Source organism: Priestia sp. JSM ZJ58 (assembly GCF_044383985.1).
Taxonomy (GTDB): Bacteria; Bacillota; Bacilli; order Bacillales; family Bacillaceae_H; genus Priestia; species Priestia zanthoxyli.
The window spans coordinates 92,882-109,708 of the sequence record NZ_JBISEM010000004.1; the positions used below are offsets into that span (position 1 = coordinate 92,882).

Below are 16,827 nucleotides of genomic sequence, written 5' to 3' on the forward strand. Positions count from 1 at the left end.
TTTTTTGGACAACCACAAACATATAAAGAAACATTTCCCCTTACATAGAACGGATATATCTTTCTATAAATCCTCAAATTATAATATTGTTTTCAATATGCTTCACCCATTAACAGAAAAACGAATTAAAGGAAATGAAATTCCAATATAATTGCTGAGATTACTTGAGACATACCTGAAAATTTTATTATAAACTATTACAGCTCATAAAGTTACTCCGATCTCTCACCTTAATACGTGTTAATAAATAAAATATTACTTTAGTATCAATTTTATCTATATAAGTAGTTTTATTGTATCGTTTTTTGTTATAAAATGTATATAATTAGACAGAAATATAGGTTATAAATCTATTGGTTAGGAACAAATAACTATTAAAGGTGAAGAGATGAAAAAATTTTACGGATGGGCTGGTACTATATCAGAATTTATTAATATTGAGGAAAAGCAAGGAGCAAACCCAAAAAATAAGAAATTTCATGAGCTAATGACCGATTTTATTAATGGCGTTAAAAAAGATTTAAATCTTGAAAATTTTGAGGTTCAACAAGGGAATATTGAATCATGGAAGAGTACATATAAATTATTTAAGAATACACTTAAAAAAGTGATATCGCTTAATCCTTCTTTGGAAGATACTGCGTGGGTAGTAGCAGAGTATGTTATACCAGGGAGTTCAGGACTTAGAACAGATTTCATTTTGATTTTACCTAATAATCACATATATGTAATAGAGTTTAAAGGTAGTAACATAACAGACGGTGAAATGAGTAGGTTTACAGACTACATTAATGATATTAAACATTTTCACAGCTATAGTAAAAATTCAGTAATCTTACCTTGGTTATTATTTTGGACAACAACTAACACATCTAAAGTTGATTCTTCGATGTTAGATATAAGTATAGAAGCAAGAAAAGAGGGAATTTATAAAGATTTAGCTATAGATATAGTAGAAAAATCAGAGTTGACTAAAACAAATGTTATTGAACCAAGAAAATGGGTGGAAGGTCACTTTCAACCTCATCCTGGAATTCTTATTGAGGGAATAGATTTGCTTGTAAATAGAAGAATTCCAGATCTATACATCAATCGAAGTGATAATGTAATAAATTGCATTGAATTAATTAAAAAGGCATGTGATTATTGTGAACAGAGAAAAAAACATGCTCTCATTGTTGTAAAAGGTGTACCAGGGGCTGGGAAGACTATGGTGGGGTTTGGAACTCTAGGAGAGTCACGTGATATTGGAAACAGCATATATATAACGGGGAACGGGCCCTTAGATGTACTTCTAAGATTAAAAGTAGTTGATGCTGTGATAGAGGATCGTAAGAAAAGACGAATAGAAGAAAAAACATTGGTTTCTCAAGAATTAGTTACAAATATCTTTGAATATGTGATTAAATTAGTTGAATTACATAATATCAACCCTCATGATATTAATGTGCAACTATTAAAAGATCTTATTTTTAAAGGTATATATAATCAAAATCAAGTTGCAGTAGATCCCATACCTATCTATACAATAGAATTAGTTAAAGAGCTTTTAGTAAGGCTGGTAAATGAATTAGGAATCCCACATGCTATACTTAATTCATTTACCTTAGATCATATAAATAGTATGTTGATAGAGCATGATAGAAGAATTGCTGAAGATTTTGCAAGATCTACAATTATGGGTATGAGAGCTTTTGAGAGCTCAAATGTCACTTTCCCGATTGTTATATTTGATGAAGCGCAGAGAGTATGGGAACATCAAATTGAAAATTTATTTAAAAAAATTGCAGACCAGGAATGGGGAGTGTTAATCGCCTTAATTGGAGAAGGTCAAATAATTAACAAAAAAGAAGTTGGAACTATTGATAAATGGTTAGAAAATGCAGTAGCACAGAAAGGAAGTTGGTTATTTTTACTTCCAAATAACATATCTCACAACTTTAACCATGACCGAAGATTTTTTTCTAGGAAAGAATTACTTTTAGATGTAAGCATAAGGTCCTTATATTGGAGTGAATGGCATCGCTGGATAGATTGTATTTTTAAATCAGAAAATTCAAAAGCTAAAAGTTTAATATATCAATTAGGTAGTTTTGAGATTGCAATAACTGGTAGTCGTGAAATAGCAGAAAGATTTGCTAAAGATTATTTCTACGCAGAGGATAATCATTCTTATGGGTGGATTGGTTCTTCTACTGGATTTCGTGGAAGAAAAACCGATGGATTGTTTCCTTTATTTGTCAGAACAGCAGATAGTGAAAAGGTTTATGGCCCATGGTTTAGTGGAAAAAGCAATGAATTGAAAATAATGATAAGTGAATTTGCATGTCAGGGTCTTGAGTTAGATTTAGTGTTATTAAGATGGGGGAACGATTTGATTGTTAACGAGGAAGATTGTTTAGTTGTTAGTGAAAATATACTTAACGACGAAAAAAAATATATTTTTGATAAGTACAGAGTCTTGTTAACTAGAGCTAGAAAAAAGCTTGTAATCTGGTGTGAAAATGATAAGACCAGAGACTTTTTGATTAAATGTGGAGCAAAAGACCTTGATATTTATTATAAGGAAGATTTGACATAAAGGAGGCAATTTGGAAAGAGTGCAGAAGAGAAATATTTAAAGAGCTTAAGCGAGGCATGTTCGTGACATTGATGCACAAATTTGAAATAAATATAGAAAAAATATTTGTTTTCTTCATATTCAAAATGACTTTCTGATAACGATGGGGAATCTATAATTACATATCCAAACTCTGTAATTATTGAAGGTAAGAAGCTACTTTTTTCGAGTGCAAAAATAGCTTCTTATCAAAGTTTATATTTATATATCGTATATATATCTAAAACTCAAATACCATGATGTTTAAAAGTCTTGATCTTTCCAAATCAGCCCAATTTCTTGTTCACGCTGCAAAACCTTCTCTAGATAACGTTCCGTTGTTTTACGGTCACTATGGCCCAGCTCCTTTTGAATTAAGAAGATGTCTGCTCCCTGCTGCCGACTATAGATCGCATAAAAATGACGAAAATAATGAGGCGTAATCCTGTCATTCCGTTCTTTTACGAAAGGTAATTCTGTTCGTTCAATGATACGGGCAATATAATTACTTAAGTTTTTATATTGATAATACCCACCATCTTTAGTTGGAAACACTGGACCTTTATCACTTGAATTTAATGCTATACTGACATGACGTCGTTCTCGAAAAGCAAGAATGCGTTCATATAGGGATGGATGAAGTAACTTATCGAATTTTTTCCCAGCCTTACCTACTCCTCTTAATCGATAGTGGCCACTTAAACTGTCTAAATATACATCTCCCCACGAAGCTTTGGCTATTTCCTGTACACGCAATCCGGTCATAGCCAACATTGTTAATAATCCATAATTAATGGAATGATCTTTGTAGTAGTCTAGAAGCTGTTTAACTTCATGGTAGTACAAATCTCGATTTGGAATTTCTTGCTCAGATAGTGACGTGCTTAAGATTTCTTTATATAACGAATGCTGAATATATTTCGTTTCATGTAACCATTTCATAAAACTTTTTAAAATCGTCATTTTTGTGTCTAAAGTTGCAGGTGAATAAGGTTTCCCTCCCTTACCTAACAATGCGGTGCTTAAATAATTCTGGTAGTTCCGTATATGCCAAGGACGTAGGTTTTTAAAAATAGTTTCATCTATATAATTGTCTACATCTTGGCGTAGGAACGATTCACTTTCTACAGCATACTGATAAAACTGCAACAAAATTCGTAAGTATTCGGTTTTTGTATTTTCTTTTCGTTCTCGATCCTTTCGAATATGCTTTCGTTGATGGACATAGTAGTACATCATTTCTTCATCCGTAAAATCACTAAACATATCTTCATTTTTTCGCTGGTGATGCTCATTTCTTTCTTCTAAGGCATCGTAGTATGTAGTGTCCAGCATTAGTGAAACGATTTTATTGAAATCTCCTTTTCTTTCCCTTACTTCTGCTCCTATATGTACTAACGAGAAATTTTGCATAAAACCTCTCCTTTCGTAAAACATGCCATCTTATTTATAGTTCTCCCTTGTATTAAGATATTTTCTTCTCTATGTGTGGGTTAAGTTTGTATTTATATAGATGTAGACGGTAAATAACCTTTAAAACGTATTAATAATATCAATAACAATATTTAAACTACTAATTATTTTAATTAATTATCTAATGTTTCTATAATTAAATACTTGTTTAAAATTATTTATTATACCTATTACTTATTAATTGTAACTTATTTAAAAGTAAAAGTGTAAACTTACTTTTTATAAGAATAGTTTATTATTTATATCATTTGTAGAAAAATCTCCTATTTGTCATCACTTAGAGTAAATAATAAAACATAAATATTTATAAGTTAGTTATAACATTTACATATTGATTATAAAAACTTTTAAACTCTAACTATATGTATATATGATATAATTAATTATTAGATGAAGAAAAAAGAATAGGAGTGTATGTTATGATTGATAATCCTACTAAAATTATTACTATTGAAGATGTGATGGAGATGTTATCTATTTCATCAAAGAAAACGATTTATACATATATTCAGCAAGGAAAATTAAATCCTATTAATAAAGATGACTGGCATATCGAAGGACGCTATGAATTTGATATCGAAGATGTCGTTCGTTTGCAAGAAGAATTAAAGAAGCCTGGACTTACGACAAAAGAGGTAGCCCAGCAACTTGATATCTCGGTTACAACGGTCAATAAATATATTAAGCAAGAGCTGTTACCAGCATTCCAAGAAGAATATCGAGGAATTAATTGTTATTTTGTCAATGAAGAAGATTTAGAAGAATTTAAGCGTACACATGAAGTTGGGCGCAAACCGAGTAAGCGTCATTTCTATCATGCTGAACAAAATGTGGCTTTATTTCAGCTTTTTGTAAAAAAAGGTGAAGAAAAAGAGCAGTTTGCACGTATCATCTCGGTAGAAGATCCAATTATGGCTGTTACAGAGCAACATGAAGAGATAACAGTAGAAGAATTACTTGATCGAGGCTATGAAGCAGCCTATAAAATTGAATCAAAAAAACCGATTACGAAAGAAGGCTATGCAACATTTGCTTTTAAGCAAACAGCTTATGCAAAATCACAACTTTATAAGCTTATGGATTTATTTTATCAGTACCTAAGTCCAACTAACATGAGAATTACGCCACAAGAAGAGAAAGAACAATTTATAGTTGAAATCAAACCTGTACTGTTGACAGAATCAGCTCAAGAAATCATTGAATTATTAGAGTCGGTTCTTGTCTCAGGAAAGATTAATAAACGTAGCCGTGGCATTTATATTGATAGCGATTTGGAAGTGGTACGTGTAAAGCTATCAAGCGATTTGAAAGAAGAATTGCAACAAAAAGCGAAAGAGCTAGGTAAAAGAAATATTGAAGAATTGTTACTATATGCTGTACAAAAATTATAAAATACAGATAATCAATATAAGCTATTCGTATATGCTGAACTATCTATGTGAATAGCTTATATCTTAAGTGCGTAAAATACTTAAGAAGCCGTGAGGCATCATTGGATAAAGTCGAAAAGTAAAAACTACCTTCTTTCACAAGTTGGTAGTTTTTACTATATTCATTCATATATAATATATCTTTTCTCAAGTTAGGATGAGAGCCTTTATTGATATAGTTTACTTCGGAGTATTACCTTTATGGCTTATAGTTTACGTATTAGCTAATTTGTCACGATCTTCCGAAAGTGGTGGTTCCTCCAGCCAACCATTATTTATCATCATCTTTGCACCATCTTCTGCATATTTAGCAATTTCTGCAGCCAACCGGACATAATCGACAGATAGATCCTTTCTTATACTGGTTGCCATCGATGCGCCATATAGCCCTATACTGAGACCAATCAAAGCTGTTGTCATAAACATCATCATTTTATCGGAAAAAGGAGGGATTTTTGAATCGGTTATTTCGTTATCCCAAGTCATAGGTACTGGCAAGTCATCGTCTTTTAATACAGAACCAAATATCTCTGTATGTTTAGACGCAATTTCTTTTCCACGTACCATAAACCTTCCTACTTCCTTTGACTGAGCGACTTGACTAAATCCTATCATTACAGCTTTCCCCATAGCGTTCTTTTGTAAGTTTAAGAAAAGATTTGTAATTTCAATTGCTGATAAAGGTCTTTTGTGACCGAACCAACCAGACATAAACGTTTGATCCTCAACAAACCTTACTTCTTGAGGAGGGCTCAGGTACGGTGAACGGATGAATAACCCTTTTGACAATAATAAATTTTTAGTTAAACTATCAAATTCACTAAGTTCACGAATACACTCAGAAAAATATGTGTCTACATCCGATCGTACAGATGCTGCCTTCGCAACAGCGTAAAAATTAAGAGCCATGGCCCCCATACTAGAGCTGAAATATAACATGAAGCTATCCGAGAACAATTTTGGAGCAGCAGTATTTACGTCTTCTTTTACAACAAACCCTTGTGGTAAAGGAAATTTCTCTTTATGAAAAATAGTAGTTAATTTCTGTAAATGAATTTGTGTTAATTCTAAACCTTTATCTAGAATAGTTTGTACTTGGTTGTCTTCCACAACTTTCAAGAAATGGGTGAATAAACAGTGACACATGCTGCTATTCATGTAAGATGACCACAGTTGTGCAATTTCTGCAGCACTCAATTTAACATTATGTTCGGTTCCCATGTACTTATCTCCTTGCAAATATAATTTGCCTTTAGTATGTGAAATCACTCTGTAAGTATTCTTAAAACACTCCCTTTTACTTTTGTAGCAAAGAGGATTTAGTTAGAGGATACCTTTTCTTTATTTGAATCAAATTATATTTTATGGAGAAATTATAAAAAATCATTATCACTAAAAAATTACCTCTTTTGAGGAGAGACTACGCTTTCTTTTTCATATGTCGTGCAATAGATTCTACAGTTGAATTGCAATATTTTTCATAATAAAAACCAGCCTAAAGAGAATTTATATTCAATAATATAATTATTTTAGGCTGAAAAGGACCCTAGAAGATATGATTGGACTTGTTATTGCTATTATCGTATTTAACTTATTTGCATTTACCACAAATAAAAAATTAACAGGGAATCAGATTTTTCATATTTGGACATTTACTATTGCTTTTCAACATATGTTTGATGTTTTTATCGATTTAAAATATCACGCCTACTGGTATTTTACAAAACAAGCTGATTGGAAAGGAATCCTTGTCCATACTGTACTGCTTCCACCTGTCAACATGATTTTTCTTAATTGGTACCCTTTTAAAAGACCTATTAAGAAAAAAATTTGCTACTTTATCTTTTGGTTAGTAGGTATTTTACTTTATGAACTCCTTACATTACTTCCTGAACCCTGGGGGTACTTTCATTATGGCTGGTGGAATTTAGGTTACTCAGCTATTATTGATCCTTTTCTCCTCTTAATTATGCTAGGGTGCTATAAGTGGATACGTAAGCTTGAAAATAACCTATTAGAATGTAAGTAATAGGAAAACGCCACTTTAATATAAAAAAGAAAAACTCCTGAATTGTCAAGAGCTTTTCTTTTTTTAGCTTTGAAATGTAGAGTATTCTATTTAGACTTACAAGGATTATGGAATCTATTCATGACAGATACTTCAAACGACAGGTAATTACTTCCTCAACTAGTTATAAGTCATTAAAAGGTAATAACGTGTGGTACAATGAAAAGCAAACCTTCTTCCCTTTAAAAGGTAGACGGCTTATTTATACCTTATATATTATAACTATGAGGAGAAGTGCCTTGTGAAATTACTAAATGTCCAACGATTACAAACGGTTAAAGATAAAATTATTCAACAAAAAGAGGAACTTGCAGATAGGAAGAAACAAGACCTTGCGGAGTTCCATGATATTCATACAGAACTAACACCTTTTCGCCTTGATCTATTAACGATTTACGCCCAAGCAATTATTTCAGATAAAGAGACGGCTGCTATTCTCATTAAAAATTGGGCGGGGAAAATGGCCAATGTACTAGTAGAACGTGACCTTCCTTTAAACCTTGCTTTAGAAGAAATTAGTTACTACCGGGACATCATTGGAGATATGATACTAGAAGAATTGGATAAGCAAGAGGTTTCCATTAAAGAGTTTTACTCTATTATCTCCCACTTTAATTCAATTATTGATTGTGCTACACAGTATATTAGTAAGACTTATCTTAACGATTATAAGCAAAACATTAGATATGCTCAGTATGCCATTGATGAGCTCTCTGTACCGATTGTTCGTATGACTGAAACAGTTGGTATTCTGCCTTTAGTAGGTGATTTGGATACAAAACGAGCTCAAATCTTGATAGAAAACGCATTAACAAAAAGTAGTGAATACCATTTAGCTTGGCTCATTATGGATTTATCTGCTGTTCCTATTATTGATACCATGGTAGCAGATCAATTATTTAAAGTTATAGATGGTTTGGGACTTATAGGGGTAAAAGTTGTGCTTAGTGGTATACGTTCAGAAATTGCTCAAACGATGGTAGGCCTAGGAATTAAAGTTGACCATGTTAAAACTTTTGCAAGCTTACATCAAGCTGTAGCTTACACAAATGCTCTCAATACAATAGCTTAAATAATATGAGCATAGATTAAAGTAAGCTTAAAGTAATACAAATAATACAACAATGAGTAAATCTATAGATTCTGTAATATAAGAGAACTATAAGTTTTTTTACCCATAAATATAATGAAAAAGAGCTTTTACGATAAAGCTCTTTTTTTGTTCATAAAAAGACACTACAAGTATATAAGTAATACCTACCATAGCTTAATTGCGTAATTTACTCCTTATCCAACTTAATATCAACAAACACAAAGGAAACAAAACGCCATACGTAATTGAATACGATATCCACGTAGAAGATATAAAATTACCTAGGTATGTGTTATTAGAAATAAAAAGAATGGAACAAACAAATATGAGCATACCAAGTGGAAACGTTAGAATCTTATATTCTTGGACCTTTAATATTTCAGATAAGGCTTGAGTTAATACAAAAAAGCAAATGGCTACTTTAAAAAACAAACTGATAAACCAAATAATAGCTATAACAACCTCAATATGATTAAAAAAGCTAAGTTGCAAAGTCTGCCCTAACATATAGCTTGGATAAAGCTGCATTTTCAAAACAGCAAAACCCGAAACAGCTAATGCAAATATAGAGATAACAATTAATAAAAAGAGGCCTGCCGTAACCCCTTCTATATAAGCTTGGGTAGCCTTTTCTTTCTTTGTTACATAGGGAAAAAGAAAAAGAAGAATAACCGTTTCTAGCGTATAGGATATGATTGAAAAATTCCCTTTTATGATTAGGTAGGTCCCTTTCTCAAACAAGGGTTGGAGATTCTCAAATGTAGCGTTAGATACGTTTGAAAAGATAAGCAAGAGGTACAGGCCTATAAACCATGGAAAAAGGATTTGAGCAGAACGTACGATGGTTTCTAGTCCTAACCTAACCCCGATAATAACAACTAGTAGGAAAGCGATAATAACATACTCAATGGGTGTTTCCGTGATAATAATCGTCACCATAAAAGATCCCATCTCATAAATCATTAAGAGAAGGTCAACAAATATATAAAATAAAAAAGAACCCCCAAGTATTTTTCCTAACCATTTGCCACTAACCCTTTCTAAAAACTCCATAAGGCTATTTGTTTTAAGCTGATTTCCCAGTTTAGCATACAAAAAGGCCAGTAACATCCCTTCACATAAGCTGAGTAATCCAACAATCCACATACTGTGACCTGCTTCTTTTATAATAAGCGCTGGGACATACAAAACGGCATCCCCTACGATAAATAGAATCGTAATAATAAAAAACTGTTTTGAACTAATATGAATGGTATTCATTTGATATGTATCACTCTTCATATGTGTTTGCACCTTCTAAGAATCTTTAAGGTAAAAGTTTATTTGGATAATGAAAGACTGTGGTTAAGCCATTTAAAATATTAGGAACCTGTATGTGTAGTACATCTAAACTGGATAGAATCAAGGAGAAGCACAAGAAAAGCAAGAAAATTAAACGCTCCTTCTTTGAACTGCCTGCTTTAAAAAGATGTTTCTCTGAAATTACGCCTATAGTTCCAAGTAATAAAACAGAAAGAACCATAATTTTTTCCTACCTTTTCTTTATTACGTGATGTAAATACGTTTCCATTCATCAACAAACAATATATTACGTTTATTTTTTCCTATAAACACAGATTTATACTGTTTACTAAAGGTAGAGTAAAGTAAGTAGCTTTATCTAATACCTTCTATTTAGTAATGCTCTTCTTTGTAAATTGAAGAGCATAAAAAGAGAAAAAACATCTTTTCTCCAAGGTGTTTTTTAGAAAGAAATAAATAAACTATGAAAAATTCACTTAAGTACCTGCTTTTCCTAATCGGTGGAGTTATTTAGGTTATCCTCTTACTATTTTCTATCTAAGCTAATCTTGCCCATCTCTATAGATACAATTCTATGCGTATAGCAAAGCAAAAAAAACTTATATAAATGACTGCCTATATTATGAATTGGCTCGTTCTTTGAATGAAAGTACTTTGCTATGAGCAAACTATCCAAGACACCGTGAGGTATCACATAAGTAATTCTACTATACTCCGTTTACAAGAACAGAAAAACCAACCTCTAGAGCTCACAGGTTGGTTCTTCCTATGCATTTGTAGTTACCATAACAGATGTTATCGGTAAAAGGTCAGTTATTTAATTTCTTTTTCTATAAATAAAGAAATTCTCCCTATATTGAAATTATTATTTCGTGTTATAATTATATGTGAAATAATAATTTCAATTTTTGATGGTACAGGGGGATTTTTTTATGAAAATTCAAGAAGAAACATTACTTTCTGAAAAGACTAAAAAGTCTGCGAGTTTATTTAACAAAGCATGCGAGGTAATTCCAGGAGGAGTTACAGCAAACATTAAATACTTTAATCCTCATCCATTAATGATGGAGAAAGGGAAAGGAAGTAAGCTTTTGGATGTGGATGGAAACGAATATATTGATTATCTCCTATGTTATGGTGCTCTCATCTTAGGTCATGGACATCAGCAAGTATTTGAGGCTGTAACGAAGCAAATGATGGAGTCAGGTACAACTATTTTCGGTACACCACATAAAATGGAAACGACGATGGCAGAAAAATTGGTTGAATTGTATCCTGGTATTGAAATGGTTCGCTATACAAATTCTGGATTAGAAGCTACACTTTTAGCTATTCGTACAGCAGTTGCCTATACAGGTAAAGAAAAAATTGCGAAATTTGAAGGTCACTATCATGGAGGATATGATCAAGTTTTAGTCAGTGTGAATCCTGATATAGATCAAGCAGGGGAGGCAACAACCCCTAAAGCAGTAGGAGAATCAAGAGGACTGCCAGACTATTATCTTGAAAATACTGTGATTCTTCCATTTAATGATCTAGAAGCAACAGAAAAGATCTTAAAAGCTCATGCTCATGAATTGGCAGGTGTAATTTTAGAACCTATCCAAGGTGGATTTATTCCAGCTGATCAAGATTTTATGACGGGTCTCCGCAAGATTACAGAGGAACTTAATATTGTGTTGATTTTTGATGAAGTAAAGACAGGTTTTAGAATTTCCCTTGGTGGAGCACAAAAAGTCTATGGAGTTAAACCAGATATTACTGCTTTAGGAAAAGTACTTGGCGGAGGTTTTCCTGTGGGAGCTATTGGTGGTAAAAAAGAAATTATGATGATTAGTTCTGCCAGGGATGGGCGCGATATTTTAACAGCTGGAGCAGAGAATAAGAATAAACAAGATCCTCTATACCATAGTGGAACATACAATGGTCATCCAACTATACTTGCGGCAGGTTTAGCTACAATTAATGTATTGGAGCAGAAAGGTACAATGGACCAATTATTTGCAAATACTCGATTGTTAAGGGATCAATTAGAAGAAATATATAAATCCCACGGGTTGACTATGCAAACAGTTGGTATGGGTAGTATTTTTAATATTATTCTTGGTGAAGGTAATATCAAAAATTATCGCGATATGAATAAAGCAGATACAAAACTACGCGAAAAAATTGATTATGAGTTATTAAAACTAGGTGTTTATACAAAACCTCTTAATCGTTATTCTATGTCTGTTGTTCATACAAAAGAAGATATTCAGCGTACAGTAGCAGCACATGACCAAGCAATTCAGCGTGTAATCACTAAATAAAGTATCAATTTACTAAGAGCTATAACGACTATGCACATGCATAATTTGTTATAGCTCTTATTTTTATTACATGCTTCAATGTAATATGTGAATGTTTTCGGAAAAGAATAGACTAATTGTTATTGGTGATATTTTCAAAATCTTAAAGGTATAAACTAGAGGGGTATTCTAAAACTGATCAATTTTTTGAAGGGCATTTTAGTTTATAATGATGGATATATAATTGAAAATAATTTTTTATTACACATAACTTGATTAGAATGAAGGAGATTATTAAATGAAGAATGTTTATAAACATATTGCAGAACAGATGCCTACTATGAGTAAATCAAATTTGAGGATAGCTAAATACATTTTAGAAAATCCTAATACAGTTCCTTTTTTAACGGGGGATAAGTTAGCCAAGATTACAGGGGTTAGTCCTGCGACTGTTGTACGTTTTGCTACTTTTTTAGGATGTTCCGGTTATCCAGAACTTCAACAATATATGCAAAGTTCTGCCCAACGACAGTTGACAACAACTGAGAGGTTAAAAATATCCAAAGAAGTATATAAAGATCAGGATCAAAGCGTATACGATATCTTTTTAGACGATATTTCAAACATTAGATCCACTTTAGATGGACTAGATATTGAGGTTTTTAAAAATGCGGTAGAGAGCCTACTTAAAGCTAAAAGGGTATATATTGTGGCAAATAGAAGTGCTACAGCTTTAGGTGTATTTTTACAGTACTATTTGCAATTTCTTTTAGAACAAGTCGAGCTTATTCATTCAATTGAGAATGTATCAGAACGTATATATGATTTAAATGAAGATGATGTAGTAATTGGAATCAGTTTTGCAAGATATACGGAAAGTACAATAAAAGTTTTTTCGTATGCAAAAGAAAAAGAAGCAACAACTGTTGCAATAACAGATAATCTATTATCGCCTCTAATACCTTATGCAGATATCCCATTAACAGCATCTAGTCAAATGCCGACTTTTATTGATTCATTCGTAGCTCCACTTAGTCTCATAAATGCACTAATTATATCTGTAGGAAAAGAAAAAGAAGAAAATTTCCAAGATAAACTAGAGTCCCTTGAACAACTATGGGATAAATTTAATATTTTTCATAAAATTTAATTGAGCACTCACAGGAAAAACTATTGATCGCTGATAAGTCAGTAGTTTTTTTCTGTTTTTAAGCTATATACGATATACACCTTTAGTTAACATAATATTTTTTTGAATTCATAAAAAAGAATCCATTAGTTTTAAAAAAACAAAGAAGAAGTATTATAGGATTTATCTTCAATTAATAAAATGATTAACCTATAATACAATGTAAGAATTGTAGATACAGAACTATTTTAATCGAGGGGCGATAATAAGATGGAAAACTTTTATTTGTTCGTGATTACATGCATATTTCTAATTATTTTACCTGGTCCAGATACTGCTATCATGACAAAAAACACTCTTACTGGTGGCAAACAGGGAGGGTTTAAGACAATGCTTGGGATTTGTTGTGCGCTATCTATTCACACACTAACTGCTATTGCAGGACTTTCGGCAATTATTGCGAAATCAGCTCTGTTATTTTCTATCTTTAAATATATTGGTGCGGTGTACTTAATTTATTTAGGTATCAAGTCATTATGGACATTAAGAAATCAAGAAACAACTGAAACGGTTGTCGAAAGTAAGTATAAGAATAAGTCTTCTTTTAAACAAGGTTTCCTTACCAATCTACTAAATCCAAAAATAGCTGTTTTTTTCTTAACCTTTCTACCACAGTTTGTGAATCCTGAAAGACATACTTTTATGCCATTTCTTATACTTGGGATAACTTATATTGTATTAACTGTCGTGTGGTATTTATTTTATATCTATTTACTTAACCAGATTAGTGCGTTTATGAAGAAGCCTAAGACACAAAAGGTTATTGAGGGAATAACAGGTACTATATTAATAGGATTTGGTATAAAACTCGCTCTGGAAAAAGCTCGTACATAAATAGTTCTAATTTCAACTATTAGTAGAGGATATAAAGTGTGTGCTCTACACACCTCTAATTAACATAATATGATTTATTAGGAGGTCAACTTTTTTCTTCCTATTTACAAAAAGAGGTTCCCTTATATTTTAGAGGAGCACCTTAGTTCTAGAAACCATTCATAATTAATTATAGATTATAAGTTTCACTTTAAAAAATAGCTGTTTTATTCGTTTTCCTATTGTGCATAATAACTCCAAAAAAAATTAAATAATTGTAAAATAAAAAAGCTTTACGAAATCTTTCGCAAAGCTTTTGTCATCCTCTATGTTATCGGATTACTCTTTTTATTTCTTCTATATTTAACCCAGTAAACTTTGCAATGTCGTCTAAAGGCATACCATTCTCATGCATGCTGCGAATCAATCGAATTTTCCCTTCTTCTAATCCTTCTTCACGGGCATGTGCTAATTTAGCTTGCTCATCAAGTAATAGTTTTTCACGCGCTTCGTATGCGCTTCGGAAAGAAGAATCGTGACTCATATTTTCCCATTTATCCATCGCTTTTTGTAAAATTGGATCTTGATTCATCGCAATCTCCTCCAACGTTTGAGTTAAATGTTCATCTTCATGAGCTGGTAACAATAATATCCAACGAACGAATGCATTTTCCCACGGGTTAACCTTTTCTTGCCTCCATTGTTTCACAAGCTTTGGAATTTCCACAAAATGAATTTCAATATCATCACTTAAAACACGTTGCTTTGTTGTGTCCCACAGCTGCCCTGTCGTTTGAAATTCTTCATCTAAAGAGAATAAAATAAAATCCAACAAATTAATGGTGATGGTTTTTCGTAAGGCGCGGTAAGGCATCCCCTCTTGCATTTGGGACGTATATAATTTACTCCAATAATATAAAGAGCGTTTAACCATATCATGCGTATTACGAAGTTGGATTTCTATATTCACTTGTGTTCCGTTGTTCAATGTAGCTAATAAATCTAGAATAGATAACTTGTCATCTTCGTAAGCCTTGTGAAGATGTGGGTCTTCCAATTGAAGAGATGTAATAGGTGCTTCTAGAGACTTTTCTAAAACAGCGTTTAAAAAGCCTGCTAAGATATCCTCGCTGCCTTTTGTACCAAATAATTGTTTAAAAGCAAAATCAATTCGTAAATTTACTAATTTTGTGGACATGAATTTCTCTTCCTATCTTTCTTATTTCTTACTCTTATTTTATAAGATAGAAGGATGTGTTTGCAAATGTTGAAAAGAAAACTAACCTGTTTTCATGATTATCACACTAAAAGTTATTTTGGATTGATATAATCTCAAAGGTTGCTATGGTATTCATGATAAACAAGGTACAGCGTTAACCCTGGCTTACCCATGAACGTTAATAGAAAGCAACGTTCATGGTCGCTTTTTATTAAACCCTTTATTACATATCTTTCTAAAACAATTTTTTCTTCTCAAACTAACCGTGCAGGATAACATAATAAATTTGTTGTATAAATACGTAGTAAGTGTTATGACCAAATCGAACTTACGTTCTTCAACTTGATTAGCTATAATTTATTGAAATCTAAATAAAATTTTAAAAGAGGTGTTTTTCATGGTTTTAGGAATTTATCCTTATTTAATTATGAACGGTAATGGGCAAGAAGCTGTCAAATTTTACGAGAAGGCACTGGATGCAAAAGTTATTGGTGTTCAAACTTTCGGAGAAATGCCCAGCAATCCAGAATTCCCCACTCCTATAGAAGCAGTAGATCGTGTAATGAATGCACATTTAAAAGTTGGTAATACGGATTTAATGCTTTCTGATACATTCCCAGGTCAACCATACCAAATTGGATCACAAGTGACGGTAGCTATTACTATAGACAGCGTAGAAAAATCAAAAGAAGTATTCCAAAAACTACAAGAAGGTGGGCAAATAGAAATGCCACTTCAAGAAACTTTTTGGAGTCCATCATATGGACAATTAACAGACAAATTCGGTATTACTTGGCAAATTTCAACACAAATTGATAGATGAAAATTTAATTGTTCAACTAGATCAAATATTTTATTGGACTAAAGGGTACATTAATTCAATAAAGTATATCTAAATACAGTCAATTTTACTTTATAGAAAAACCACTAGAATTGGGGTGCAGTTCAATTCTAGTGGTTTCCTGTTTAAAAATCGTTATATTCTTCTAAGTCGTCATCGTCTAATGAGCCAGATATATTTGCTAAATCTGCAATCTTTCCTTCTTTGAGTTGGGGAACCTCTGAAGGCTCTTCTTCTTTGAAGGAATCGTTTCCTACAAAACCTGTTGTTTTTGCTAATGTTTTTAAATCAGCTAATTCACTCTTAATATGTTCAAGCATTTCGTAGGTTTTTGTGTCTTCCATTGCTTTGCTTTCAGTAGATGAATCTTCTAGATCACGAAGAATTAAAGATGAAATATAATCCCCTAACTTACGCGATTTAGCATATGTAGCTAGTTGATTATAAACTTCATCACTCAATCGATTTGTCTTAATCGTAAACGCATTTTGACGCTCTGACATTCCTATCAC

Annotated in this window: 13 protein-coding genes; 8 read left to right on the top strand and 5 right to left on the bottom strand. The window is 32.2% G+C overall.

Annotated elements, in window-relative coordinates:
- The first annotated feature begins 388 nt into the window (after window positions 1-388).
- Window positions 389-2,581 carry a DNA/RNA helicase domain-containing protein gene (locus ACH6EI_RS24500; RefSeq protein ID WP_397378296.1) on the top strand — a complete coding sequence of 731 codons (2,193 nt, stop codon included), beginning with the start codon at window positions 389-391 and terminating at the stop codon, window positions 2,579-2,581.
- Between the two features lie 282 nt (window positions 2,582-2,863).
- Here ACH6EI_RS24500 and ACH6EI_RS24505 read toward each other — a convergent pair whose 3' ends face one another.
- Window positions 2,864-4,012, bottom strand: a complete 1,149-nt coding sequence (locus ACH6EI_RS24505; RefSeq protein WP_397378298.1) for a tyrosine-type recombinase/integrase — start codon at window positions 4,010-4,012, stop codon at window positions 2,864-2,866.
- Between the two features lie 479 nt (window positions 4,013-4,491).
- Here ACH6EI_RS24505 and ACH6EI_RS24510 point away from each other — a divergent pair, with 479 nt between their 5' ends.
- Window positions 4,492-5,463 carry a helix-turn-helix domain-containing protein gene (locus ACH6EI_RS24510; RefSeq protein WP_155017629.1) on the top strand — a complete coding sequence of 324 codons (972 nt, stop codon included), beginning with the start codon at window positions 4,492-4,494 and terminating at the stop codon, window positions 5,461-5,463.
- A gap of 252 nt (window positions 5,464-5,715) precedes the next feature.
- Here the strand turns inward: ACH6EI_RS24510 and ACH6EI_RS24515 are convergent, their stop codons facing one another.
- Window positions 5,716-6,723 (bottom strand): DUF3231 family protein, encoded by a 1,008-nt coding sequence (locus tag ACH6EI_RS24515; protein ID WP_108674965.1) that lies wholly within the window; start codon window positions 6,721-6,723, stop codon window positions 5,716-5,718.
- A 334-nt stretch (window positions 6,724-7,057) separates the two neighbouring features.
- Between ACH6EI_RS24515 and ACH6EI_RS24520 the strand changes: the two genes are divergently transcribed.
- Both ACH6EI_RS24520 and ACH6EI_RS24525 read left to right on the top strand, forming a co-directional pair.
- Entirely contained in the window at window positions 7,058-7,531 is a 474-nt protein-coding gene (locus ACH6EI_RS24520) for a hypothetical protein (protein WP_108674964.1), read from the top strand.
- 280 nt (window positions 7,532-7,811) lie between these two features.
- Window positions 7,812-8,642 (top strand): STAS domain-containing protein, encoded by an 831-nt coding sequence (locus tag ACH6EI_RS24525; protein ID WP_397378301.1) that lies wholly within the window; start codon window positions 7,812-7,814, stop codon window positions 8,640-8,642.
- 195 nt (window positions 8,643-8,837) lie between these two features.
- Here the strand turns inward: ACH6EI_RS24525 and ACH6EI_RS24530 are convergent, their stop codons facing one another.
- On the bottom strand, window positions 8,838-9,944 hold the full coding sequence (locus ACH6EI_RS24530) for a GerAB/ArcD/ProY family transporter (RefSeq protein ID WP_155017628.1): 1,107 nt from the start codon (window positions 9,942-9,944) through the stop codon (window positions 8,838-8,840).
- 953 nt (window positions 9,945-10,897) lie between these two features.
- Here ACH6EI_RS24530 and ACH6EI_RS24535 point away from each other — a divergent pair.
- The 3 genes from ACH6EI_RS24535 (at window position 10,898) to ACH6EI_RS24545 (ending at window position 14,276) form a co-directional block, all read left to right on the top strand.
- On the top strand, window positions 10,898-12,274 hold the full coding sequence (locus ACH6EI_RS24535) for an aspartate aminotransferase family protein (RefSeq protein WP_155017627.1): 1,377 nt from the start codon (window positions 10,898-10,900) through the stop codon (window positions 12,272-12,274).
- Between the two features lie 277 nt (window positions 12,275-12,551).
- Entirely contained in the window at window positions 12,552-13,403 is an 852-nt protein-coding gene (locus tag ACH6EI_RS24540) for a MurR/RpiR family transcriptional regulator (protein ID WP_155017626.1), read from the top strand.
- Between the two features lie 249 nt (window positions 13,404-13,652).
- A complete protein-coding gene (locus ACH6EI_RS24545) occupies window positions 13,653-14,276 on the top strand; it encodes a LysE family translocator (protein ID WP_155017625.1) in 624 nt (207 codons plus the stop codon).
- A gap of 310 nt (window positions 14,277-14,586) precedes the next feature.
- Here the strand turns inward: ACH6EI_RS24545 and ACH6EI_RS24550 are convergent, their stop codons facing one another.
- Window positions 14,587-15,453, bottom strand: a complete 867-nt coding sequence (locus ACH6EI_RS24550) for an Rpn family recombination-promoting nuclease/putative transposase (RefSeq protein ID WP_397378304.1) — start codon at window positions 15,451-15,453, stop codon at window positions 14,587-14,589.
- 418 nt (window positions 15,454-15,871) lie between these two features.
- Here ACH6EI_RS24550 and ACH6EI_RS24555 point away from each other — a divergent pair, with 418 nt between their 5' ends.
- Complete coding sequence (locus ACH6EI_RS24555) at window positions 15,872-16,297, top strand: VOC family protein (RefSeq protein ID WP_155017624.1); 426 nt, start codon at window positions 15,872-15,874, stop codon at window positions 16,295-16,297.
- A 143-nt stretch (window positions 16,298-16,440) separates the two neighbouring features.
- Here ACH6EI_RS24555 and ACH6EI_RS24560 read toward each other — a convergent pair whose 3' ends face one another.
- On the bottom strand, window positions 16,441-16,818 hold the full coding sequence (locus ACH6EI_RS24560; RefSeq protein ID WP_155017623.1) for a hypothetical protein: 378 nt from the start codon (window positions 16,816-16,818) through the stop codon (window positions 16,441-16,443).
- Between the last annotated feature and the right edge of the window lie 9 nt (window positions 16,819-16,827).

Bases quoted from the DNA above. Each gene is read 5' to 3' on its own strand.
- ACH6EI_RS24500 (WP_397378296.1), top strand. From the start codon at position 389: ATGAAAAAATTTTACGGATGGGCTGGTACTATATCAGAATTTATTAAT.
- ACH6EI_RS24505 (WP_397378298.1), bottom strand. From the start codon at position 4,012: ATGCAAAATTTCTCGTTAGTACATATAGGAGCAGAAGTAAGGGAAAGA.
- ACH6EI_RS24510 (WP_155017629.1), top strand. From the start codon at position 4,492: ATGATTGATAATCCTACTAAAATTATTACTATTGAAGATGTGATGGAG.
- ACH6EI_RS24515 (WP_108674965.1), bottom strand. From the start codon at position 6,723: ATGGGAACCGAACATAATGTTAAATTGAGTGCTGCAGAAATTGCACAA.
- ACH6EI_RS24520 (WP_108674964.1), top strand. From the start codon at position 7,058: ATGATTGGACTTGTTATTGCTATTATCGTATTTAACTTATTTGCATTT.
- ACH6EI_RS24530 (WP_155017628.1), bottom strand. From the start codon at position 9,944: ATGAAGAGTGATACATATCAAATGAATACCATTCATATTAGTTCAAAA.
- ACH6EI_RS24535 (WP_155017627.1), top strand. From the start codon at position 10,898: ATGAAAATTCAAGAAGAAACATTACTTTCTGAAAAGACTAAAAAGTCT.
- ACH6EI_RS24540 (WP_155017626.1), top strand. From the start codon at position 12,552: ATGAAGAATGTTTATAAACATATTGCAGAACAGATGCCTACTATGAGT.
- ACH6EI_RS24545 (WP_155017625.1), top strand. From the start codon at position 13,653: ATGGAAAACTTTTATTTGTTCGTGATTACATGCATATTTCTAATTATT.
- ACH6EI_RS24550 (WP_397378304.1), bottom strand. From the start codon at position 15,453: ATGTCCACAAAATTAGTAAATTTACGAATTGATTTTGCTTTTAAACAA.
- ACH6EI_RS24555 (WP_155017624.1), top strand. From the start codon at position 15,872: ATGGTTTTAGGAATTTATCCTTATTTAATTATGAACGGTAATGGGCAA.
- ACH6EI_RS24560 (WP_155017623.1), bottom strand. From the start codon at position 16,818: ATGTCAGAGCGTCAAAATGCGTTTACGATTAAGACAAATCGATTGAGT.